This window comes from Amycolatopsis melonis, assembly GCF_040064235.1.
Lineage (GTDB): Bacteria > Actinomycetota > Actinomycetes > Mycobacteriales > Pseudonocardiaceae > Amycolatopsis > Amycolatopsis melonis.
Genome location: NZ_JBDZYD010000010.1, coordinates 319,648 through 342,888, shown reverse-complemented (window position 1 = coordinate 342,888; position 23,241 = coordinate 319,648). Strand labels below are relative to the sequence as shown.

Here is a 23,241-nt window from a genome sequence, read left to right as displayed (position 1 = left end):
GGGGGTGGAGATGCCCGACGCGGTCAAGTGGCTGCTGCCGATCGTCGTCGGCGAAAGCTGGCCGGAGGGCGACGAGACCAAGCTGCGCGCGCTGCGGGACGCGTGGCACACGGCGTCGGCGGCGATCGCACCGGCGTCGGAAGCGGGCAACAAGGCCGCGCAGGGCATCCGCGACAACTGGACCGGCGACGGCGCCGACGCGTTCGCGGAGCAGTGGAAGAAGTTCGTCGAAGGCGACGAGGCGTACTTCAAGCAGCTGGCCGACGCGGCCAAGGCCCTCGGCGACTCGTGCGACCAGACGGCACTGGACGTCGAGTACACGAAGTACATGATCATCATCTCGCTGATCGTGCTGGCGGCCCAGATCGCGGCGATGATCGCGGCGGCAGCGGTGACGTTCGGCGGCTCGACGGCAGGCATCGCGCCCGCCCAGATCGCCACCCGGATGACCGTGCAGATGCTGTTCCGGCAGCTGCTCGAGAAGCTGGCGCAGCAGGGGTTCAAGCAGGTCGCGAAGGAGCTGCTGGAGAAACTGCTCAAGCAGGGCCTCAAGAAGATCGGCATGGAGGTCCTCAAGAACGAGGCGATCAACCTCGGCATGGACGCGGGCATCCAGGGCCTCCAGATGGCCAAGGGCGACCGCAAGAACTGGGACTGGTCGAAGACCTCGGACGCGGCAATCTCCGGAGCGGTCGGCGGAGTCGTGGGAGCGGCCTCGGGTTCGATCGGCCGCGGCGCGACCGAAGGGCTTTCGCACAGTGCCGCCGGGCAGGTTGCGGACGCGGCGATGCGCGCGGGAGCCCGGGGAGCGGTCGAGGGGGTCGCGCAGACGGTCGGGCAGGCGGCGGTCACCGGGGATCTGGGGTCGTTGACGCCGGAGCAGCTGCTGATGGGCGCGTCCAGCGGGGCGGTCGGGGGTGCTGTCGGGGGCGCCAAGGAGCAGATGCACTCGGTGCACGAGGCGAACATTCCGCGGGCTGATGGGGAGTCGGGGTCTTCCGGGAGTTCCGAGTCTTCTTCGGCTTCCGAGTCTTCGGAGTCTTCCGAGTCGCGGCGGGAGTCCTCTTCGGAGGGTTCTTCGGAGCCCGAGTCGCGGGAGTCTTCTTCGGAGCGCGAGTCCGCCGGCGAGCCGGAGTCGCGACGGGAAGCGTCGTCGGAGCCGGAGTCGCGCGGCGAAGAGGCGCGGCGGGAAGAGCCACGGTCTGCGGCGGAACCCGAGCGGCGCGAAGTGGCGTCGGAGCCGGAGTCGCGACGCGAGTCGTCCTCGGAGCCCGAACCACGGCGAGAAACGCCGTCCGAGCCTGAACCGCGACGGGAGGCGCCTTCCGAGCCCGAGCTGCGGCGAGAGGCGCCAGCCGAGCCCGAGCCGCGGCGAGAAACGCCGTCGGAGCCGGAGGCGCGACGAGAGGCGCCAGCCGAGCCGGAACCGCGGCGAGAAACGCCGTCTGAGCCTGAGCCGCGGCGGGAGGCGTCGGCGGCGGAGACGAGGGCGGCGTCCGAGCCGGAGGTTCGCCGGGAGGCCGAAACTCAGCAGCGCGCGGAGAGCACGCCGAGCCAGGAGCCCCCGGCCCCGGAGCGGCAGTCCGCCGAGCCGTCGCACCCGGGCGAGACGGAACGTCCGGCTTCCCCGCAACCCGAATCGCATCGGGCGGAGGCCACGGGCGGCGGTTCCCCGAGCGGGACGTCCCAGGGCGGCTACGGCATGGCCCCACCCCCGGGCCACGGCCCGGAACCGGCGCGTCCGAGCGTCGGACGTCCCCAGGACAACGTGGGAGCGGCCGGCTTCACCGGCGGCCAGAGCCAGCCGTTCGCGGCGGAGGCCGGTGGGCAGTTCCAGAACGGACCGTCGCCGCAGCAGGCACCGGGCGGGTTCACGCCCCCACCCCCGCCACCGGCCGGACAGCACCAGCCCCCGATGTCACCGCAGGCCGGGGGACCGCGGCCGCCGGACCCCCGGCGGATGTTCCAGCAGCAGCCGCCGGGTGGCGCGCAGGCACCGTCGCAGGGTCGACGGCCGGCGCCGCGCCCGAACGGCCAGCCAACGCCGGGCGGACACCCGCAGGCAGGACCACGTCACCCGGCCCAGAGTGGCCGGCCACAGCCGGGCGGCCAGCCGCCCATGGGCCCGAACGGGCAACCACACCCGGTCAGCCACCCGCAGACTGGGCCAGTCAGGGGCAGCCAACCACCGGTCGGGCAACCACATCCGGGCGGACACCCGCAGACAGGCCCGGTCCAGGGGCAAGCACCGATCGGCCACCCGCATCCGGTCAGCCAGCCGCAGGCAGGCCCCGCCCAGGGCCAAGCACCAATCAGCCAGCCGCATCCGGGCGGACACCCGCAGGCTGGCCCGGTCCAGGGGCAAGCACCAATCAGCCAGCCGCATCCGGTCAGCCAGCCGCAGGCAGGCCCCGCCCAGGGCCAAGCACCAATCAGCCAGCCGCAGACCGGACCAGTGCGGGGCGGCCAACCACCGATCGGACCGAACGGCCAACCGCACCTGGGCGGACACCCGCAGCCCGGACCGGTCCAAGGCCAATCACCGATCGGCCCGAACGGCCGGCCACCGGCCGGACCAGCCCAGGGCGGTCAACCACACCCGAGCAATCACCCACCGACCGGACCGGTTCAGGGCGGCCAGCCGCCGATGAATGGTCCGGGCGCGCCACCCCGGCAGCCGGGTGGGCCGAACTGGCAGTCGCCGCCGCGGGGTGGGCAGCCTGCGGGACCGCAGCCGTCCGGGGGACAGCCTGGGATGCCTGCGCAGGATCCGCGACGGATGCCGCCGCAGGGTGGGCAGCGGCCCGCGGGGTACCCGAGCCAGCCTCGGGGACCGCAGGGTCCGGGCCCCGCCGGCGGCGGACGGCCGCCGATGCCGCCTCCGCCGGGTGGCCGCCCGCCGGTGCCGCCGCAGGAGCTGCGGCTGGGACCGGTCCGTCCGGCTGGGACGCCGCAGGTTCCGCAGCCGCGGTTCGAGCAGCCGCGGCCGATGGAGCGTGCGCCGGAACAGCCGCGGCCGGTCGAGCCCGCGGCCGGGCAGGTGCCGGAAGGGCCGACCCATCACGTGCCCGCGGAACAGCACCTCGCCGAGCAGGACACGCTGGCGGGCGAGCGGTCTGCCGAACACGCAACCCCAGCCCGCGAGCAGCAGCCCGCCGAGCAGGGGCCGCGTGCGGACGAGCACGCCGCCGAGCAGCACACCCCGGCCGAGGACACGGCACGCACAGCCGAGCCCGAAACCCCGACCGGCGAACAGCGCCCCGCCGAGCACGAACCAGCCGCGGGAGAGCACACACCCACCGAGGCGCCCACAACCGAGCACGAAACCCCAACCAGCGAACAGCCGGCCGCCGAGCACCAACCCGCCACGGCCGAGCACACCTCGCCTGAGGAACCGGCGCGCACAGCCGAGCCCGCGACTCCGGCCCACGAACAGCGCCCCGCCGAGCACCAATCAGCCACGGCCGAGCACACCCCCACCGAGCCGCGCACAGCCGAACACGAGACCCCCACCAGCGAACAGCGGCCCGCCGAACACGAACCAGCCGCGGCCGAGCACACCCCCACCGAGGCGCCCACAACCGAGCACGAAACTCCGACCGGCGAACAGCGGCCCACCGAACACGAAACCCCGGCCAACGAACAGCAGCCTGCTCCCGCTGACGAACCCGGGCCCACGCCCGAACACAGGCACACCGGCCCAGACGAGCCCTACCTCACCGATGAGCACTTCCGCACTGACGATCCCGAAGGGATCCGGCGGATCGAAGACACCTTCATCGACTCCGCGAAGACGAGTCACCAGGACGGTGAGTGGCGGCACGAACAGGTCCACCGCGAAGCGCTCGAAAAGCGTGACCGGTGGCATCCCGGCATGTCCGACGCCGGGGCCGTGGCCGTGCATGCCTACACGCGGACCGAGATGGTCGGGCCGCTCAACCACGCTCTGCGGACAGGCAGTCCCGAACTCGCCCACCTCGCTCCTCAGGCGGCCGCGCTCGTCTCGGGGCTGAACGAGCTGCCGCCGCATGAAGGGCTTGTCTCGCGGCGGGTCGACTTCAAGGGTGATCTTTCGCGGCTTCAGGCCTTCCTGGCTCGGTTCCACGACGGTGCGCACATCACCGAACCGTCGTTCCTCAGCTCGTCGAAGGTCGATGCCGAGCATCCGCGCAGCACCTTCCCCGGTGAAGTCGAGATGCGGATCCAGTCGAAGACCGGCCGGGACGTCGAAGCGCTGGCCAGTCTCGGGCACGAGCGGGAAGTCCTCTTCAAGGCCGGGACGCAGTTCAAGATCACCGGCATCGAAGAGGGACCCGGGCATCCCAACCACAAGCCGAAGCCCGTGCGGGGTGAACCGCACTACGTCGTGCATGCCGAGGAAATCCCGCCAGGGGATCCGCGGCACCTCGGGGAGGCCGACGCGCGGCGGGCGATCGACGAGCGGCGGGCCGGGGAGCAGGCCGACGAAGCGCGGTTCCAGCGGGAAGCCGACGCCAAGCTCGAGAAGTTCTACCAGGAGAACCCCCAGCACCGGCCGAGCAACGACCTGGCGTCGAAGATCAACCCCTTCGACGAGCCGGGTGCTCCGCCGCTGCCCGAACGGCCTCCGCCCGCCACCGGGGAGCCCGCGGGTGGCTGGTCGCAGCTCGCCGAGCCGCTCGCGCCGGGCGGCACGCCCGTCGTGCATGCCGGGTCCGTCGAGACTCCGCAGCAGCATGCGCGGTTCGTGCGGGATGCCGTTCCGGAACTGGGGGCGGTCAACACCCGCAACCACTACAGCCCGGACGGTCTCGCCAACGGCTACCGCACCAACGCCGCCGAGTCGATGGTCGCCTTCGAGCGGCGGATGAACGGCGAGGACGTCGTGGCCGGGCCGTCGCAGCAGCGGGGGCTCGCGCACGTCAGCGAGCAGCTCGGCGGCCAGTGGAGCAGCCGGGACAGCTTCGACCGGGTGGCCGGTGAGCTGGGCGAACGTCCCGTCGGTGCCCGCGCGGCCGTCGCCTTCGAACACGCCGGGGAGTCGCGGCTGGTCGCCGCCGTGCACACCGAGCACGGGATCGCGTTCGTCGATCCCGTCACCGGACGGCTGGCGGAGCTGCCGCCCGGCGCCTCGAACATCCACACGCTGCCGCTCGGGGGCGGGGAAGCCCCGGTCCACCACGAGACCTCGGCCATCGACGACCGGCTCAACCCGGCGCCCGAGCGGGTCGTGCACGACGAGGGCTACCTCTTCGACGACGACCACCGCGGGACGCCCGCCGACCACGAGAGCATCCGCCGCGCGGTCGGCAACGACGACCTCTACCAGGAGATCCACGACCACGCGCTGGCCAAGCGCGACGCCGCGGAGAACCTGGCGCACCTGACCGACGAAGGCGCCGTCGCGCTGCACGGCTACACGCGCGGCGAGTACGCCTACGACGTCAACGAGGCCCTGCGCCGCGGTCCCGAGCATCCCGGGTTCGACCTCGCGCAGCAGAACGCCCGCGCGATCATGGACGGCCTCAACCAGGTCGCACGCGAGTCCGGGGAAGCCGTCCGCGCCTTCGACGTCCGCGGCGACGCGCACCTGGCCGACCTGGTCGCCAAGCCGTACGAACCGGGCTCGGTGGTCGTCGAGCCCGCGTTCTCCAGCGCGTCGATCAAGACCGGCGAGTTCTCGACGTCGAAGTTCGGCGACGACGTCGAGCTGCACATCCGGTCGGACAACCTGCGCGACATCTCGAAGCTCGCCGAGAACCCCGGCGAGCGCGAGACGCTGTCGCCACCCGGCACCCAGCTGCTCATCCACGAGAAGCGGCTGGAGATCGTCGACGGCCGCCGCAAGTGGGTCATCGTGGCCGAGGAGATCGGCCCCGGCCACCCGCGGTACCTCGACCCCGAGACCGCGAAGCAGAAGATGGCCGAGCGGCGCGCCGAGAACGAGCACAACGCGCCCGAGTTCGAACGGCGCAAGCAGGCCGCGATCATGGAACGGCTGCTGGGCGGCACCGAGCCGGAGCACGTCGCGGCGCCGCCGGAACAGCCGAAGGTCCACGACACCGTCCAGGACGTTGCGCCCGAGCCGCCGACGGCGCCCTCGCCGGTGCACGACTACTCGCGGCTGGCGCGGGCGACGAACCCGCCGGCGGAACGGGCCATCCACGCCGCCGGGACGACGGAGAGCGAGCGCGCGGCCTTCGTCCAGGACCGGCTCCCGCACCTGCGCGACGTCAACCCGGGCTTCCGCGAGCCGGGTGCCTTCGAAAACGGCTACATGACGAACTGCACGCGCGGCCCCGAGCCCTACATGGACCGGCTGCGCGGCGGTGACATGACGGCCGAGCCGATCCTGCCGCACGAGATGGGCACCCGCGGCACGCTCGAACACCTCGAAGGCCGCTTCGGCGAGACGTTCTCCGCGCGGGACGGCTACGACGACGTCATCCGCGAGATGCGGGAGAAGGCCCACGATCACCACGCCGTGATCGCGGTGAAGTACGAGGGCCCGAACGGCGTCGTGTACGGACACGTCGCGATGGTCGTGCACACGCCGGACGGGGTCGCGTTCATCGACCCGCAGTCCGGGGACCTCATGCACCTGCCGCAGCCGCCGAAGAGCATCAAGCTGATGCACCTCGGCACGCCGGACGAGGTGCACGTCCAGCCCGAGCACGGCACGGGAACCGCGGACCACGGCGGCTTCGGCTCGGCCCAGCCGCACGAGGCGTTCCTGGCCCGCGACGACGTCGCCGCGGCGCTCGACGGGCACGCCTCGGCCGGGTACATCCGCGAGCACCTCGGGCAGCATCCCGAGCTGGTCCGGATCGTGAGCGAGCCGGGCAACGACTACCTGACGCGCTCGCTGCTGGACAACCCGAAGACCATCGAGAGCCTGCTCAAGCACCCCGAGGCCATCCCGATCCTCGAGGACGCCGTCCGGGAGGTGGACCAGCGCGGTTACCCCGTGATCGACGACGTCCACCAGGACGGCGTCGAGCCGTTCGAACCGACGCCGGAGCAGGCCGCGATCGTCGGCGACGTGGCGGAAACGGTCGCCGGGACCGACCGGGACGACATGGTCCAGGGCAGCTTCGACCGCGAACGCCGTGGCGACGAGGCCTACTGCCGTCAGTGGCTGGCCGAGGAACGCGCGAGGTGGCGCGACAACCAGGACACCCTGAACGCCATCGCCGAGCGCGCCGCGGGAGAGGACGGCGACGTCAAGGGCAGGCTGGAGCCCAAGGAAGACGAGCGGGCGATGGCGAAGATCCGCAAGTACGGCTTCGACGGCGCGAACCTGACCGACCTCGTCGGCGCCCGGATCCAGTTCGCGCGGGTGGCCGACCTCTACCGCGCGCTCGACCAGCTGCGCCAGGACCCCGGGGTGCAGATCGTCGAGTTCGCGGACCGGATCGCCGACCCGAAACCGAGTGGCTACCGCGACCTGCAGATGTCGGTGCGGCTGGGCAACGGGCACGTCGCCGAGCTGCGGCTGCACCTGAAGGACATCGACGACGTCGCCGACTACGAGCACGCGCTGTACGAAGTGCGACGCGACTTCGAGACACTCAGCCGCAAGGAAGGCCGCGAAGGCCTGTTGTCCCCCGAGGAGGCGGCCCTCGACGCGGCGATCGTGGAGCAGGTGCGCGGGCGGTTCGAGGAAGCGCTGCGGCGAGGACTGATCACTGAGGAGGACGGCTGATGGCCTTCCGGACCCCGATGTTCTTCAAGTACTACGCCCAGACCTACCGGATCGACTCGACGCCCGACGGCGGCCTCACGGGCACGATCCTCGATCTGGACACCGGGTTCTTCCGGGAGGACAACAGCCACATCCGCGAAGTCGTCTGGTCGACCACCGAGTCCGACATCCGCGGCCCGTTCGACGAAGAGCGGTTCGTCCAGGAGACCGAGCGGGAACGGGACTACCACCTGACCGGGGACGGGCCGATCTTCGCGCTCTACGAGACGGTGGCCGGCCTCTACGAACAAGCCCGCAAGCGGGAAAGCCGTCGCCTGGAACCCCAGGAAGCCGCGCTGATCCGGTCGATATACCAGCGCACCTTCAAGATGTGGGAGGACGAGGCCGCCCGGCGGGCCGCGGGGGAGCCGCCGTCGTTCGAAGCGCGGCGCAGGTATCCGGTCCGCCGCGCGGAGCAATGATTCACGTGGAACATTCGCCCGAAGCGCAGCGCGCTCTCCTGGTCCGGCTGGGCAGGCTCGTCCGCGAGCACCGGTCCGACGCCGCCCGGCCCGCGGTCGCCGACTTCCGCCAGGTCGGCAAGCACGCCGAGCTGGTCGGCCACAACACGGCGACCCCGGACGAACTCGCCGTCCTCTTCACCGAACTGCGGGCCGCGATGTACGCCGAGGGCCGCGGCACCTGGCTGCAGGCGCGGTTCACGCTGCACCCGGACGGCACCTTCGACTTCGACTTCGCGCTCGACGACGATCCACTGTGGACGGACGCGCCGGGTGCCGCCGCCTACCCCGAAGAGCTGGCCACGTTCCCGCGCGCCGACGAGCACATCCCCGACTGGTGGCGGCTGCGCGCCGGGCTGCCGCTGGGCGTCGTCTTCCGGCACGCCGAGATCGGCGGGCCGGACGTCGAACGGCCGCCGCTGACCGACACCGAGGCGCCGCTGGTCCTGCAGTACCTCGAACGCGAAGCCGTCGTGCACGAAGTCGACGGCGAGCGCTTCCACACCGACGGCACGTGGATCTGGTCCTCGGCGGTGCCGGACCTCCTCGCCGAGCACGGCGTGCCGCCCGAGCCGGACCTGGTCGCGCACATCCGCCGCCACCACTTCCAGCCGCCGTACGTCGAGCCGCTGGTGCGCCGGACCGCCGAGGCGGACCTGCTGGGCAAGCCGCGGCCGAAGCCGGGCCGCGCCGACGTGAAGAAGACCGCCGGGGACGTCGCCGCCGAGCTGGAGACCACGCCGGATCCGAAGCTCGCCGACGACGAGCTGCTGACCGTGCTGGTGCAGCGGCTGGGCGAGCACGGCGTGTGGCCCGAGGCCTACCGCGTCGGGGACCGGGCGGACGGCACCTGGTGCCTCAACTACACGCCCGACGGCTGGGAAGTCGCCGCGTACGCCGGCGGCGAACCACGCGAGCCGAAGTACTTCGCCCGGCTCGAAGACGCCGCGCAGCAGCTGCTGGGCGCGTTGCTGCTGCACCCCGCCCGGATGACCGCCGGGCACGAAACACCGCTGGAGACCGCGAAGGAGCTGGACGACTGGCCGGTGCACCCGGCACCGGGTGAGCCTCCCCTCACCCTGCTCCGCAACAAGCGCATCACCAGGCTGGTGGCGGGTACGGTCGTCCTGCGCTTCGGCGAGGAACCCGGCAACCTCGTCCACCACGGGGAGGTACGGTTCGCCACGACGTCGCTGCCGCTCGAACGGGAGCGGGTGCGGCGGAGCTACCGGTTGAGACGCCCCCTGCACGTGATCACCGGCATCACGGTCCCGTGGGCGAACCTGCCGGGTGGTGCGGTGGCCTTCGTGCTGCCGAAGACGATCGCCGAGCACGAGTCCGACGGAAGCCTGGAGAGGATCGAGTAGGTGGAAGCGGCGGAAGCGATTGCCAAGGTCGGCCAGTGGCTGCGTGCGGTGCACGGCCCGGACGTCTCCGGTCCCGCGGGCCTGCGGGTGGACACCGAGAAGGTGCTGCGCATCCCCGAGGGCTGGTCGGTGCCCTACAACACCATCGCGTTCCTCGACGAGGGCCGTCCGGAGAAGGAGATCTTCCCGCCGCCGTCGGTCGTCGTCCGCGAGCCGGACGGCGAGCTGCGCCAGGCGCACCCGCATCCCGGCGGGCTGTCGGTGCCGGTGGCGTTCCCCGGCCAGGAGAACTGGCGCGAGGTCGTCGACCCCGAGTACGTCAAGGCCGGGCTGGGCGAGCTGGGCGTGCCGCTGCAGGCCGTCGCGGGCTGGGTGAAGGTCGACGCCGACGGCAACCAGACCGGCGAAGAGCGCGAGAACCCCGAGTACAAGGCCGGGCCGATCCGCCGCGGCTACCCGAAGCCGGAGAACACCCTCGAGACGCTGCTGTCGTTCGCCAGCGTCGGCTGGCTGACCCGCGAGCTGCTGCTCATCGGGCTGATCCGCTGCGAGGTGTACGTCCCGCTCGACCTGGAGACCGGCAAGACCGACCGCTTCTACTTCGCCGAGGAGCGCAACGAACTCAAGGTGTTCAGCTCGACGCGGCACCTGCCCGCGCGCGAGCACGGCTGGTGGAAGGTCGACGTCGCGACGCTGGCCGAGTTCGAGCACCCGCCGAACCTGGTGATCAACGGCGGCCCGACGACCATCGAGGACGTCTCCAGCGGCGAGCTGGCCGAAATCGTCAAGCGGTTCCCGCGGCACGAGCCGCGCATCGACCTCCACGGCCGCTGCCCGGAGGCCGAGGAGGACCTGATCCGCGTCGCGGCCGAGACCGCGGCCCGGATGGGCCTGCCGGAGCCGGTCAAGCCGCCGCTGCTGGCGGCCGAAAAGGCCCGCAAGCGCGGCTTCGAGCTGACCGCCGAGGAGTGCGCGAAGACCATCCTCGGCGAGTCGTGGCTGCGGCGCATGAACATGCCGGAACCGCCGCGCAGCAAGCCCAACGACCTGCGCGCGAACGGCCTGGCCCCGGCCTACGACAACACCGGGCGGACCGTCCCGCGGCTGGACACCTTCGGCAAGTACTTCGAGCGGGACCTCGACGGCTTCCGCTACGGCTGGCAGCGCGTCACGGGCGCTTACGTCGGCTTCGCGCTCGGCGAGGCCCTCGGCGCGGCCGTCGACCGGATGCCGCTGCACGACATCCACGCGAAGTACGGCATCGACGGCGTCACCGACCTGCTGCCGGCGTTCGACCAGCCCGGCCGGATCGGCTCGCTGACGCAGCGGCTGCTGTTCTACACCGAGGCCGTGATCCGCAGCCCGCACCGCGAGCAGCCGGAGTCCCGCGAAGCCGAGCAGCTCTTCCCCGGCGTCGTCCGCGGGGCGCTGCAGCGCTGGCTGCGCACCCAGGGCGCGCCGATGGACGCCCCGGACGGCTGGCTCGTGCAGGTCCCGGACCTGCACGCCCGGCGCGACATCGACGACGCCGAGCTGAACGGCTACCACCAGCTGGCGACCGGGACCGCGGGCGCGCCGATGACCGGCCCGGCCGCGCTGATCCCGGCGTTGCCCGCCGCGCTGACCATGGCCGGGCCCGGCAGCGGCTTCAGCGGCGGCGCCCGGCAGGCGGTGCGCGAGCTGGCCGGCGTCACCCACCCCGGCGAGCAGGACCTCGCCGCCGCGACCTACCTGACCTGGCTGTTCGAGCAGGCGCTGACCAAGGACGCGTTCAGCTTCCCGATCTGGAACCTCAGCCGCGAGATCCTCAACCCGGACAGCCAGTACCAGCAGGGTCCGGAGTGGACGGCGATCGGGGAGATGGTCGCCGAGTCGGTGCCGTTCTTCGGCGAGCACGGGCTGCCCGACCTGCGGATGCCCGAGCTGATCGGCGACGGCAAGACGACGCTGTCGGTGCTCGGCCGCGCGTTCGCCGCGTTGTCGGGCTTCGAGAACTACCCGGAACAGGCGCTGCTGCGCGCGGTCAACCACTCCGGCCGCAGCGCGCTGACCGGCGCGATCGCCGGCGCCCTGCTCGGCGCGCGCACCGGGATTCCCGGGCTGCCGCAGAAGTGGGTCGACCAGCTGGAGCTGCGCTACCTGGTGGAGAACGTCGCTTCGGACGTCTACTGGCACTTCGACCGGCATTCGGCGTTGAGCGCGCTCGGCGACGCGTGGATCGAGCGGTACCCGCGGCACTAGCGCGAGGATGGGGAGAATGGAAGAACAGGAAGCCGTCGCGCGCGTGCAGGAGTGGTTGCGCACGCAGCCCGGCGGCGACCGGCTGCGGATCCGGCCGGAGTTCACCGCGCGCCGCGACGGCGGCTGGGCGTTCACGGTCAACGCGGCCGGGTACCTGGACGGCACCGACATCGGCGCGGGACTGTTCCCCAGCCCGGTGGTGCTCGTGCCGGACGACGGCGAGATCGGCTACGACCTGACGGCGATGGCAGGCACGCCCGCCGAAGCGCAGTGGCGGCCGGACGTCGATCCGGAGTTCGACGAGAAGGCGTTCCCCCAGCTGGACCTCCCGGTGCGGGCGGTCCGCGGCTGGACCGGTGCCACCGGCGAATACCGCGTCAACGAGCAGTACACGCCCGGCCCGGTGTGGCGTGGCTACCCGAAGCCGTCGACCGACGCCGAGAAGCTGCTGAACTACTTCGCGGTCAACTGGATCAGCCGCGCCGAGTTCGTCCGTGCCCTGCTCGACTGCGAAGTCCTCGTGCCGTTGCCCGACGGGGAGCCGCTGCTGCGGCCGGTGCCCGGCAAGGCTGAACGGGAGGTCATCGCCTACAGCTCGTCGGCGAAGGTGCCCGGCCGGTACCCGCGGCGGTGGCGGGCCACGGTCCGGGAGCTGCCGTCGTCGTCCGGGCTGACCCTCGACCCCGGCACCGGGCTGGTCCGCAGCCTCTCCGCCGCCGAGCTGGCCGAATTCCGGGGTGCGCCCGAGCCGCGTCCGCGGGTCGAGGAGCCCGCGCCGGAAGCCGGGCCCGAGGTCGCCGAGGCGCTGCCCGCGCTGGTCGCGGAGTTCGGCGTCGAACCACCCGACCTGCTGCGCCGCCACCTGCGGTACGCGGTCGACCACGCCCGCGACCAGCACTTCGAGCTGACGCCGGCCGAGTGCCTGCGGTACCTGCGCGGGTTCGCGTGGCAGTACCGCAACGGCGTCCGGCGCCGGGCCGGGCAGGCTCCCGAATGGCCCGCCGACCTGGCCGCGAACGGGCTGATCGCGCACGTCGGCGAGGACGCGCAGCCGCGGCCGGTGCCGTGGACGTTCGGGAAGTTCTTCGCCGGCGGGACCCCGGCCGGGCGCTTCGCGTGGCACCGGATCGTCGGCGCGTACGTCGGCTTCGCGATCGGGGACGCGCTGGGCGGCGGTGCCGACCCGGCGGGTCCGCTGCCGCTGGGCGGGCTGACGCGGCACCTGCTGTTCCACACCTCCGCCGTGCTGCGCGGCCTGCCGCCGGTGCCGACCGGCGAGGTGCCGGCCACGCTGCCCGGGCCGGACCCGGACGGCTGGCTCGCGGTCGCGACGCGGCACGCGGGCCCGGCGCCCGCCGAGTTCTCCGCGCTGCTGGCCACGGCACTGGCCGCGACCCCGGCGAGCGCGGTCGCCATGGCGAACGTCGACCCCGAGCAGTACGCGAAGGACATCGCCCGCGAGCTGACCGGCAGCGCGGCCGGAGCCGAGGTCACCGAAGGCGTCGAGCTGCTGGTGGCGTTGTTCCAGGCCCTGCTCACCGAGGAGACCTTCGCGCTGCCGGTGCACATCCGCCTGCACGAGGTCGGCGGCGACCTGGCCGAGTCGACGCTGGCGCTGCGCCGGGACCGCCACGCCGACGACGTCACCCAGCTGGAGAGCATCGGCGACGGCCGGAGCGTGCGGTCGGTCCTCGGCCGGGCGCTGTTCGCCGCGGCCAAGCGCGGCCACGACCCGGAAGCGGCGATCACGCTCGCCGCGCGGTCGGGCCCGGTGGCGGGCGCGATCGCGGGCGCACTGGCCGGCGCCCGGCTCGGCGTGCCGGGCCTGCCCGCCGCGTGGGTCGCCGCGCTGCCCGACCTCGGCCTGCTCGACGACGTCGCCGGCGACGTCTTCTGGTACTTCAACCGCGCCGGCCTGCAGACCGAGGCCGCGGAACACCCGCGGTGGGAGCGCCGGTACCCGAGCGGCCGCTTCACGCCCGAACCGAAGGGACCTTCCTTGCGATCGCGACTGCGGGGCAGCCTGCTGGCCGGGGCGATCGGCGACGCGCTGGGCGCCAAGACGGAGTTCGACTCGATCGACCGCATCCGCGAGATCGCCGGGCCGGACGGCATCACCGACTTCATCCCCGCGTACGGCGGCGTCGGCCGGATCACCGACGACACGCAGATGACGCTCTTCACGCTCGAAGCGCTGATCCGGGCACACGCCCAGCAGCGGCGGACCGGGGCGGCCGACGTCGTGCACTCGCTGCAGATGGCCTACCAGCGCTGGCTGCACACCCAGGGCGTCCCGTGGGACCGTGCCCGCGGGCCGCAGTCGGAGGTCGAAGCCCCGGACGGCTGGCTGATCACCCACCAGGAGCTGTTCAGCCGGCGCGCACCCGGCCTGACCTGCTTCGGCGAGCTGGAGGCGTACGGCCGCTCGGGGGTGCGGGGCACGCTCGACCGGCCGGTGAACAACTCGAAGGGCTGCGGTGGCGTGATGCGCGCGGCCCCGGTCGCGCTGTGGTCGGACGACCTCGCCGAAGTGTTCCGGCTCGGCGCGGAGAGCGCGGCGCTGACCCACGGTCACCCGAGCGGGTATTTGTCCTCGGGCTGCTTCGCGGTGATCGTCCACGAGCTGCTGCACGGCAGGCCGCTGCCCGACGCGGTCGCGGCGGGACGCGCGGAGCTGGTGAAGCACGCCGGGCACGAGGAGCAGAGCGCGGCTCTCGACGCGGCACTGGCGCTGGCGGAACTGGGGCCGCCGACGCCGGAGAAGCTGGAGTCGCTCGGGCAGGGCAACGTCGGCGAGACGGCGTTGTCGATGTCCGTGTACGTCGCGCTGACCACCGCCGACGCCGACACGGCGTTGCTCGCGGCGGTCAACCACAGCGGGGACAGCGATTCGACCGGCTCGGTCTGCGGCAACCTCGTCGGCGCGATGTACGGCGAGGAAGCCCTGCGGAAAAGCTGGCTCGACCGGCTGGAACTCCGGGACGTCATCATCGGCCTCGCGGACGACGCACTCGCCGAGTTCGGCCCGGATGCGCCGGGCGACGACCGGTGGTTCGCTCGGTACCCGGTCGACTAAGTTTCCCGGTGTCACTGGGGACGGGGAGGACAAACGTGCGTTACCGGGTAGAAGTGGCCGAACGCCCGGACGGCCTGTATGCGACGTGGGGTGAGGGGACCTTCCGCGCGCAGCGGTCGACCACCGACGGCACCGTGCTGCTGTCGGTCCTGCCGGAGGAAGAGGCACCCGAGGGGTTCGACAAGGAGTACGACGGCCGTCCGGCGCGGGTCGTGCCGGCGAGCGAGGTGCCCGCGACGTTCACGCTGCGCACCTTCGCCGAGTACGACGGCGAGATCTTCGAGATCGCGCCGGGCGACCGGCCGGAGCTGACGCTGCGCTGGGTGCACGACGACGCCGCCCGCGCCGCGCAGCTCGGCCTGACCGACTTCTCGGTCACCGTGCCTGCCAAGCAGGTCACGGCGTTGTGGCAGCAGCGGCTGGACTTCGCCGAGACGCCGGAAGCGCGGCCGCAGCCGGGCACCGGCGACCAGAACGCGCTGCTGCGCGCCATCGGCCGGACGCTGCTGCACACCGTGCCCGGTGGCTGGGCGCGGGTCGGGGCCCAGTTCCGGCAGGTCGGCGACTACGCCGAGATCGAGGTTCGCGCGGTCGGGGACGAGGACGGCCCGGTGTCGGTGTCGCTGCCCGCGGCGCCGCGGCTCGGCGGGCTGTTCGCGCGGCTGCGGGCCGCGATGTACGACCCGGAGGGCGGCACCTGGTTCCAGGGCACCTTCACCCTCGACGCGCAGTCGCAGTTCGACTTCGACTTCGACGCCGAGCGGGAGCCGGACTGGCGGGTGCCGCCGAACGACGGCGGCCGCCCGTCGACCGCCGCCTACGAGCTGGAGCTGGCGACCTTCCCGCGGGCGCCGAAGCAGCTGCCCGCGTGGCTGACCGCGAAGGCCGGGCTGCCGCTGGACGTCGTGTTCCGGCACGCGCGACCCGCCGACTCGCACGCCGAGGGCGAGCGCCCGGTGGTCAACCGGCCGCCGGTGCCGCCGGACCAGGTCCGCGGCGTGCTCGACTACCTGTTCCGGTCGCCGGTGGCACTGCACCGGCCCGCCCCGCTGCCGGACATCTTCGGCGGGCCGGGCGCGAAGCCGGACGTGCCGAACGCGTTCCACACCGACGGCACCTGGATCTGGCCCGCGGCCGTGCCGCACTACCTGCGCAAGTACGGCGTGCCGCCGGAGCCGGAGCTGGTCGAGCACATCCGGGCGGCCGGGTTCCGGCCGCCGTTCGTCGGCGAGCTCGTCCGCGCGACGGCGGAGGCGGAGCTGCTCGGCCGTCCCCGGCCGCCGCAGACCCCCGCCGACCTGCCGGACGACCGGCCGCTGACCCGCGTCGCGCGGGGTGAGCCGGTGCGGAACCTGCGGGGCGCCGAGACGCTGGAGCTGCTCCAGCAGCGGCTCGCCGAGCACGGCGTGCCGCCCGCGGCGTACCGGATCGGCGCGAACGAGATGCCCGCCGAGGGCGTCTGGACGCTTCGCCGCGCCGAGAACGGCTGGGAGGTGTCGCGGCCGCCGTCCGACGAGCCGGTGGCGTTCGGCTCGCTCGGCGACGCGGCCCGGTTCCTGCTCGGCGTGCTGCTGATGCTGCCGCCGCGACCGGCGGAGGAGTCCGACCTGCCCGCCGACTGGCCGATCCTGCCGCTGCGCGGCGAACCGCCGCTGAACTTCTACCGGGGCAAGCGGCTGGTCGTGCTCGCGCCGGGCACGACGGTCGTCCGGTTCGGCAACGAGACCGGCAACCTGGTGCACGCGGAGGGGACGCGGTTCGTCGAGACGGCGCTGGCGTTCGACCGCGAGCGCGACCGGCGGCTGTACCGGGTGCAGCGCGCGGTGCGGGTGCTGACCGGCGTGACCGAGCCGTGGAGCGGGCTGCCCGGCGGCGGCGTCGCCTACCTGCTGCCGCGCCCGCTCGCCCAGCACCTCGAGACGGGCTCGCTCAGCAGGCAGTGATCAGGACGGCGGGCGACCACCAGTAGCCGGCGAGCGGTTCGACGCCGACCTCGGTGAAGCCCGCCGTCTTCAGCTGCGCCACCCAGACCTCGGCCGGGTGCTCCCAGTTCGTCCGCCGCTGCCCGGAGACGATGCCGAGCAGGACCGGCAGCAGGAAGCCCTGGGCGACCAGCGAGGCGTCGGCGCCGTACTCGGCGACACCCCGCTCGTAGCGCGCGGCCAGCGACCGGAGGTGCTCCGGCGAGCCTTCAGCGTACTCGGGGACGTCGAACTCGGCGAGCACCAGCGTCCCGGTCCGCGGCTGCAGCGTGCGCAGCACCTCGGCGCGCTGCTCCGGCTCGATGGACTGCAGGGCGAACGTCGACTGCGCGAAGTCCCAGCCCAGGTCGTCCCGAGCCAGGAACTCCTGAGCGGTCGCCTGCCAGCACTGTGCTGCGGGTACGCGCTCGCGGACGTCGTCGAGCAGCGCGCCCGACGGCTCGACCAGATCGATCCGCGCCGGGGTGTGCGCCGCCCGCTCCAGCGCGGGCACGACGGCGAGGCCGTCCCCGCAGCCCAGGTCGAGCAATGACTCCGGCTTCGCGGCGTCGTAGCGGGCGGCCAGCTCGTCGCTCAGCCGCCGGTAAAGCTCGACGTTGCCGCCGCCGCGGATGAACGCGGTGAACGCGCTTGGCTGGTCGTACACCGGCGCCGCGCTGTCGCCGGCGAGGAAGATCCGCAGCTCGTCCGCCAGCGGCGACCCGGCACGGCGGGCGAGTTCGGCGGCCCGGTCGCGGTCACCGGCGGCGTAGGCGGCGAGGGCGTCGGCGAGCAGCTCGGTGGAAGTCATGATCCGGGCATATCAGAAGGGCACCCACAACGTCACCCGCGTGCCGCCGCCAGGCAGGCCCGACTCGACCTTGGACGTCCCGCCGACCTCGGCCAGCCGGGCGGTGATCGACTCGCTGATGCCGAACCCGGCGGGCCGCTCGGCCTTGTCGAAGCCGCTGCCGTGGTCGCGGGTGATCACCGCGATGCCGCCGTCGCGCTCCTCGACGCGGACCACGACCCGGTCGGTGCCGGAGTGCTTCATCGTGTTCCGCAGGGCTTCGCGCACGGCGTCGCGGATGGCGATCTGCCGGACCTCCGAGAGCGTGTCGTCGTCCAGCTCCGCGACCACGAGCTGGGCCCGCAGCCCGTCGCGGGCCATCTCGGCGGCCAGCGCGGCGAGCTTCTCGCCCAGCGGGCGGGCACCCGCTTCGGCCCGCTCGGCCTTCGCCGACTCGATCGTCTGCCGGATCTGCATGGCCTGCGCCCGCGCGAGCCGCTGGATCTCGACCAGCCGCTCCTCGGCGTTGGCCGTGCTGGTCAGCGCCATCGCCTCCAGCGTCTGCAGCACGGTGTCGTGCAGCATCCGGTGCTGGCGGGCACGCTCGGCGAGCCGTCCGTTGCGGGTGCCGTAGGCCAGGGCCAGCCGCGTGCCCAGCCCGGTCAGCACCAGCGCGGCGGTGGCCAGGAACAGCTCCGCGAGCAGCACCGAGTACGTCGAGAACGCCTCGGCGACGTGGAACTCGCCGGTGTTGAGCCGGTTGGCCAGCATCCGCAGCGGGAAGCTGAGCAGCCCGAACACCAGGCCGCTGGGAACGCCGAGGGCGAGCGTCAGCAGCCCGGCCTCGCCGAAGAGGTGGACGCTGCTGACCGCGAGCGCGTCGAAGTACCCCTCCGCGGGCACGGTCAGCGCCAGGACCAGCGGCGACAGCACGGTGAAGGCCAGGTCGACGGCCAGCAGCCGTCCGGCGTTGCGCCCGCGGTAGGGCGCCGAGCGGAACATCCAGCGGAAGCCGATGACGTTCAGCGCCACCGACAGCAGCGTGAACACCCCGACCGGCAGCAGCCCGGTCGTGCCCTGCTCGAAGACGTAGACGCCGAACTGGCCGGGCACCGCGAGCAGCCGGTAGGCCAGCGGGATGAGCACGACGTACCGGGTGGCGCGCAGCAGCAGGCCGTCGCGCTCGGCCGGGTCGATCGGCCCGGACATCCGCGCGATCCGCCGGAGCGCGTGCATCGGCGCCGGGTCGGCGATCTCGTCGGGCAGCTCACTGGTGGCGGTGGCGATCGCGGGGGCGCCGCGCTTCAGCAGCGCCACCAGGAAGCTGCCCCCGCCGGCCACGCCTCACGCGTTCCCGACGCCGTTTTCCGCGGCCCACTTCTTCAGCTCGGCCACGGCCTCGTCGTGCTCCAGCGGGCCGCGGTCCAGCCGCAGCTCCTTGAGGAACTTCCACGCCTTGCCGACGTCCGGCCCCGGCTTCAGGCCGAGCAGCTCCATGATCTGCTCGCCGTTGAGGTCCGGCCGCACGCGGTCGAGGTCCTCCTTGGCCTTGAGCGCGGCGATCCGGGCTTCGAGGTCGTCGTAGGTCGCCTGCAGCGCGGCCGCCTTCCGGCGGTTGCGGGTGGTGCAGTCGGCCCGGACCAGCTTGTGCAGCCGGGTCAGCAGGTGGCCGGCGTCGGTGACGTACCGGCGGACCGCCGAGTCCGTCCACTCGCCCTTGCCGTAGCCGTGGAACCGCAGGTGGAGGAACACGAGCTGGGAGACGTCGTCGACGATCTCCTTGGAGAACTTCAGCGCCCGCAAACGTTTGCGGGCCATCCGCGCGCCGACCACCTCGTGGTGGTGGAAGCTCACGCCGCCGCCGGGCTGGAACTCCCGGGTCGCCGGCTTGCCGACGTCGTGCAGCAGCGCCGCCAGCCGCAGGATCAGGTCCGGCTCCGACGTCGGCTCGTGCGTCTTCTCCAGCTCGATCGCCTGCGCCAGCACGGTCAGGGAGTGCTGGTAGACGTCCTTGTGCTGGTGGTGCTCGTCGATCGCCAGCCGCATGCCGGGCACCTCGGGCAGCACCCGGTCGGCCAGCCCGGTGTCGACCAGCAGCTCCAGGCCCGGCCGCGGGTCGTCGGCGAGCAGCAGCTTGGCCAGCTCGGCCTGGACGCGCTCGGCGGTGATCCGGTCGATCTCCTCCGCCATCGACGTCATCGCGTCGACCACCCGCGGCGCGGCGGCGAAGCCGAGCTGAGCGGCGAACCGGGCGGCACGCAGCATCCGCAGCGGGTCGTCGGCGAACGACTCCTGCGGCGTCGCCGGCGTGTCCAGGACCTTCTCGCGCAGCGCGGTCAGCCCGTCGTGCGGGTCGATGAACGTCTTCGACGCCAGCTCGACGGCCATCGCGTTCACCGTGAAGTCGCGGCGCAGCAGGTCGCCCTCGATGCTGTCGCCGAAGGTGACCTCGGGGTTGCGGCCGACGCGGTCGTAGGTGTCGGCGCGGAACGTCGTGATCTCGAGCTGCATGCCCTTCTTCGTCACGCCGACCGTGCCGAACGCGATCCCGACGTCCCAGACGGCGTCGCCCCACTCGCTGACGATCTTCAGCACCCGGTCCGGCCGCGCGTCGGTGGTGAAGTCGAGGTCGCCGGAGCGCCGGCCGAGCAGCGCGTCACGCACGCTGCCGCCCACCAGGTAGAGGCGGTGGCCCGCCCTGGCGAACCGTTCCGCCAGCTCTTCCGCCAGCGGCGAGAGCCGCATCAGCTCCACGACCTGCGCGTCGACCACGTCGTTCACGAAAATCCCACTACGTTCCAGGTGCGATTACCTCGGGCACCGCCGGACACGGACACGGAGAGCCAGCCTACCGGGGCAACCGTTTGCTCTAGCATCGCAGCATGTCTGGATCAGCCGGCCGCCCCGGCGCCTCGAAGCCGCGCAGGCGGCGCAGGCGGCAGCGCGGCAGGCGCCTGACCACGGTCGACGAGACGTCGGCCGGCGGCCTCGTGGTGGACGCCGAGCGCGAACAGGCGGTGCTGATCGGCCGGCTCGACCGGCACGGCAGACTGCTGTGGTCGCTGCCCAAGGGCCACATCGAGGACGGTGAGACGGTGGAACAGACGGCCGTGCGCGAGGTGAAGGAGGAGACCGGCATCTCCGCGCGCGTGCTGCAGCCGCTGGGCACCATCGACTACTGGTTCGTGGCCGAGAAGCGGCGCATCCACAAGACCGTGCACCACTTCGTGCTCGAAGCGTTCGGCGGTGAGCTGTCCGACGAAGACGTCGAGGTCACCGAGGTGGCCTGGATCCCGCTGGCCGAGCTGGAGACCAAACTCGCCTACTCCGACGAGCGCAAGCTCGTCCGGAAGGCCAAGGAACTTTTCGCGCGCCCGGACGTCCACGGACGAGACGAGCACGCCCCCGAGGGAGCCCCCGAGTGAAGCGGTTCGCCGCAGCCTTCCTTTCCGTCCTCTTCCTGGGCGTCCCCGCCCTCACCGGCGCCCCGGCCGCCCACGCCGAAGCGGGTGCCCGCCTGCGCGTCGACCTGGCGGAACTCGCGCCGCGGGTGATCACCGGCGCGACGACGACGCTGACCGTCGCGGGCACGGTGACCAACATCGGCGACCGCAAGGTCACCCGGCCGCAGGTGCGGCTGCAGGTCGGCGACCGCGCGACGAGCGAACGCGGGATCAACGACGTCCTGTCCGGCGCGGTCGTCAAGGACACTCCGCTGACCGAGTTCACCTCGATCGCGGACGCGCTCGCGCCAGGGCAGAGCGCGCCGCTGAACGTGACGGTGAACCTGACCGGCCCCCGCGCGGACCGGTTCGCCCGCCCCGGCGTCTACCCGCTGCTGGTGAACGTCAACGGCACGCCGGAGTTCGGCGGGCCCGCCCGGCTCGGCGCGGTGAGCATGCTGATGCCGGTGCTGACCCCGCCCGGCAAGCAGTCCACCAGCCGCGGCGGCGCGCCGAGCATGACCCTGCTGTGGCCGCTGACCAGCAACGTCCCGCACGTCTACGCCGCGCCGTACGGCAGCCCGCTGGTGCTGGCCGACGACCGGATGGCTGCCGAGATCAGCGGCGACGGACGGCTGAACGCGCTGGTCACCGCGGCCGCGTCGGCCGTGCGGAGCAACTCCGACCTCGCCAGGTCGATGTGCTTCGCGCTCGACCCGGACCTGCTCGCCACGGTCGACGCGATGAGCCGCGGCTACCTCGTCCACACCGACGCGGGGAACATCGACGGCAAGGGCGCCGAGGCGGCGAAGACGTGGCTGGCTTCGCTGCGTTCCCTGGTCGGCGGCCGGTGCGTGGTGGCGCTGCCGTTCGCCGACGCCGATCTCGACGCGCTCACCCGCGTCCACCCCGGCGACCAGGGCCTGCTCACCCGGGCGGTCACCGGCGGCGCGGTCATCCAGCAGCTGGCAGGCGTGACCCCGCAGACGGGCGTGCTGTGGCCGGACGGCGCACCGAGCGCAACGGTGCTGGCGGCACTCGCCGACGCCGGCGTCCGCACCGTCGTCACCGACGCGGGCAAGATCGCGCCGGCGGCGGCCGGCGGCGGCGTCACCGTGCAGGGCAGCAGCGTCCGCCTCCAGCCGACCGACTCGCTGATCTCGGCGGCGCTGACCGGCGTCCCGACCGTGCCGGACTCGGTCACGGTGCCCGCCTCGACCGAGCGGGCGGTCGCCGGCCAGAACGGTCTCGGCGCGCTGGCCTTCCGCGCCGGGCTCGGCCAGACGGCCGGGCAGCAGCGGCCGGACCACCTCCTGGTGGCGCCGCCGCGGCGCTGGGACGCCTCGCCCGCCGAGCTGACCACGTACCTGAGCCAGGTCGGCACCTTCCTGAGCACGGGCCTGGTCACCCCGACCGGGCTGCCGGCGCTGCTGGCCGCCGACCCGGCGGGCCCCACCGTGGTCGACGACGGCGGCCAGGACCCGGCGGGCATCGACGAGAACGTCGTCGCGACGCTGTCCGGCGTCGACGACCAGGCCACCGACCTGGCCTCGGCCATGCAGCTCGACCCGACCAAGCGGGTGAAGCCGGACACCGTCGTCGAGCCGGTCCGGCTGGCGGAGCTGCGGGGCGCGTCGACGGCGTGGCGGGGCCTGCCCGCGGACGCGGCGACCACGAACGCCCAAGCGGAGCTGGCGGCGATCAGCGGGCGGGTGACCGTTTCGCAGCCGAAGCAGACGATCGCGCTGGCGTCCGGCAACTCGCCGCTGCCGGTGTACGTGAGCAACGACCTCCCGGTCGGCATCAACGCCCGGTTCGTCCTGAACAACAACACGGGCCTGCGCCCGGAGGAGGCGAAGGACTGGTTCCTGCCCGCCAGCGGCGGCAAGAACTACCTCCTGCCGGTGGAGGCGCTGCGGGCGGGCCGGTTCAGCGTCGATGTGTCCTTGAGCACCCCAGCCGGTACCCCGCTCGGGTCATCCGCCCGCTTCGAGCTGACGTCCACCGAGTACGGCGCGATCACCATCATCGCGACCGTCGCCGCAGGTGTGGCGCTTCTTCTGCTCGCCTCGCGGCGCATCTACCGGCGGCTGCAGGAGGCCCGCGCGGGCCGCGACGTCGTGGACTGATCTCCCGGCCTTCGGGTGTTCCGGGCGGTTCGCGATTACCCTTGGTCCGC

Annotated in this window: 11 protein-coding genes; 8 read left to right on the top strand and 3 right to left on the bottom strand. The window is 73.0% G+C overall.

Annotation, left to right across the window (positions count from 1 at the left end; all coding sequences use genetic code 11):
• Nucleotides 1–10: 10 nt before the first annotated feature.
• Genes ABJI51_RS27390 through ABJI51_RS27365 form a run of 6 tightly spaced genes read left to right on the top strand, consistent with a single transcriptional unit; the run spans nucleotide 11 to nucleotide 16,811 of the window.
• Nucleotides 11–7,684: a WXG100-like domain-containing protein gene (locus ABJI51_RS27390; protein WP_348952460.1), complete on the top strand. Its 7,674-nt coding sequence runs from the start codon at nucleotides 11–13 to the stop codon at nucleotides 7,682–7,684.
• The gene (locus tag ABJI51_RS27385) at nucleotides 7,684–8,145 is read left to right on the top strand and encodes a hypothetical protein (RefSeq protein WP_348952461.1); all 462 of its coding nucleotides are present in this window, start codon (nucleotides 7,684–7,686) and stop codon (nucleotides 8,143–8,145) included. Before ABJI51_RS27390 ends, ABJI51_RS27385 begins: the two co-directional genes overlap by 1 nt.
• A complete protein-coding gene (locus ABJI51_RS27380) occupies nucleotides 8,142–9,551 on the top strand; it encodes a TNT domain-containing protein (protein ID WP_348952462.1) in 1,410 nt (469 codons plus the stop codon). Before ABJI51_RS27385 ends, ABJI51_RS27380 begins: the two co-directional genes overlap by 4 nt.
• Nucleotides 9,552–11,792 (top strand): ADP-ribosylglycohydrolase family protein, encoded by a 2,241-nt coding sequence (locus ABJI51_RS27375; protein ID WP_348952463.1) that lies wholly within the window; start codon nucleotides 9,552–9,554, stop codon nucleotides 11,790–11,792.
• Between the two features lie 16 nt (nucleotides 11,793–11,808).
• Complete coding sequence (locus ABJI51_RS27370) at nucleotides 11,809–14,868, top strand: ADP-ribosylglycohydrolase family protein (protein ID WP_348952464.1); 3,060 nt, start codon at nucleotides 11,809–11,811, stop codon at nucleotides 14,866–14,868.
• 35 nt (nucleotides 14,869–14,903) lie between these two features.
• On the top strand, nucleotides 14,904–16,811 hold the full coding sequence (locus ABJI51_RS27365; protein WP_348952465.1) for a TNT domain-containing protein: 1,908 nt from the start codon (nucleotides 14,904–14,906) through the stop codon (nucleotides 16,809–16,811).
• Here the strand turns inward: ABJI51_RS27365 and ABJI51_RS27360 are convergent.
• From ABJI51_RS27360 to ABJI51_RS27350, 3 genes are read right to left on the bottom strand one after another with little or no spacing between them, the layout of a single operon-like run.
• The gene (locus tag ABJI51_RS27360; RefSeq protein ID WP_348952466.1) at nucleotides 16,798–17,640 is read right to left on the bottom strand and encodes a class I SAM-dependent methyltransferase; all 843 of its coding nucleotides are present in this window, start codon (nucleotides 17,638–17,640) and stop codon (nucleotides 16,798–16,800) included. The two genes, ABJI51_RS27365 and ABJI51_RS27360, sit on opposite strands and share 14 nt — an antisense overlap.
• Before the next feature lie 12 nt (nucleotides 17,641–17,652).
• Nucleotides 17,653–18,960, bottom strand: coding sequence for a sensor histidine kinase (locus tag ABJI51_RS27355; RefSeq protein WP_348952467.1), 1,308 nt, complete (start codon nucleotides 18,958–18,960; stop codon nucleotides 17,653–17,655).
• 3 nt (nucleotides 18,961–18,963) lie between these two features.
• A complete protein-coding gene (locus ABJI51_RS27350; protein WP_348952468.1) occupies nucleotides 18,964–20,400 on the bottom strand; it encodes a CCA tRNA nucleotidyltransferase in 1,437 nt (478 codons plus the stop codon).
• Nucleotides 20,401–20,501: 101 nt separating this feature from the next.
• On the opposite strand from ABJI51_RS27350, the gene ABJI51_RS27345 reads away from it, so the two are divergent.
• Nucleotides 20,502–21,044, top strand: coding sequence for an NUDIX hydrolase (locus tag ABJI51_RS27345; protein WP_348952469.1), 543 nt, complete (start codon nucleotides 20,502–20,504; stop codon nucleotides 21,042–21,044).
• Nucleotides 21,041–23,191 carry a DUF6049 family protein gene (locus tag ABJI51_RS27340; protein WP_348952470.1) on the top strand — a complete coding sequence of 717 codons (2,151 nt, stop codon included), beginning with the start codon at nucleotides 21,041–21,043 and terminating at the stop codon, nucleotides 23,189–23,191. The genes ABJI51_RS27345 and ABJI51_RS27340 overlap by 4 nt, the downstream gene beginning before the upstream one ends.
• The last annotated feature ends 50 nt before the right edge of the window (nucleotides 23,192–23,241 follow it).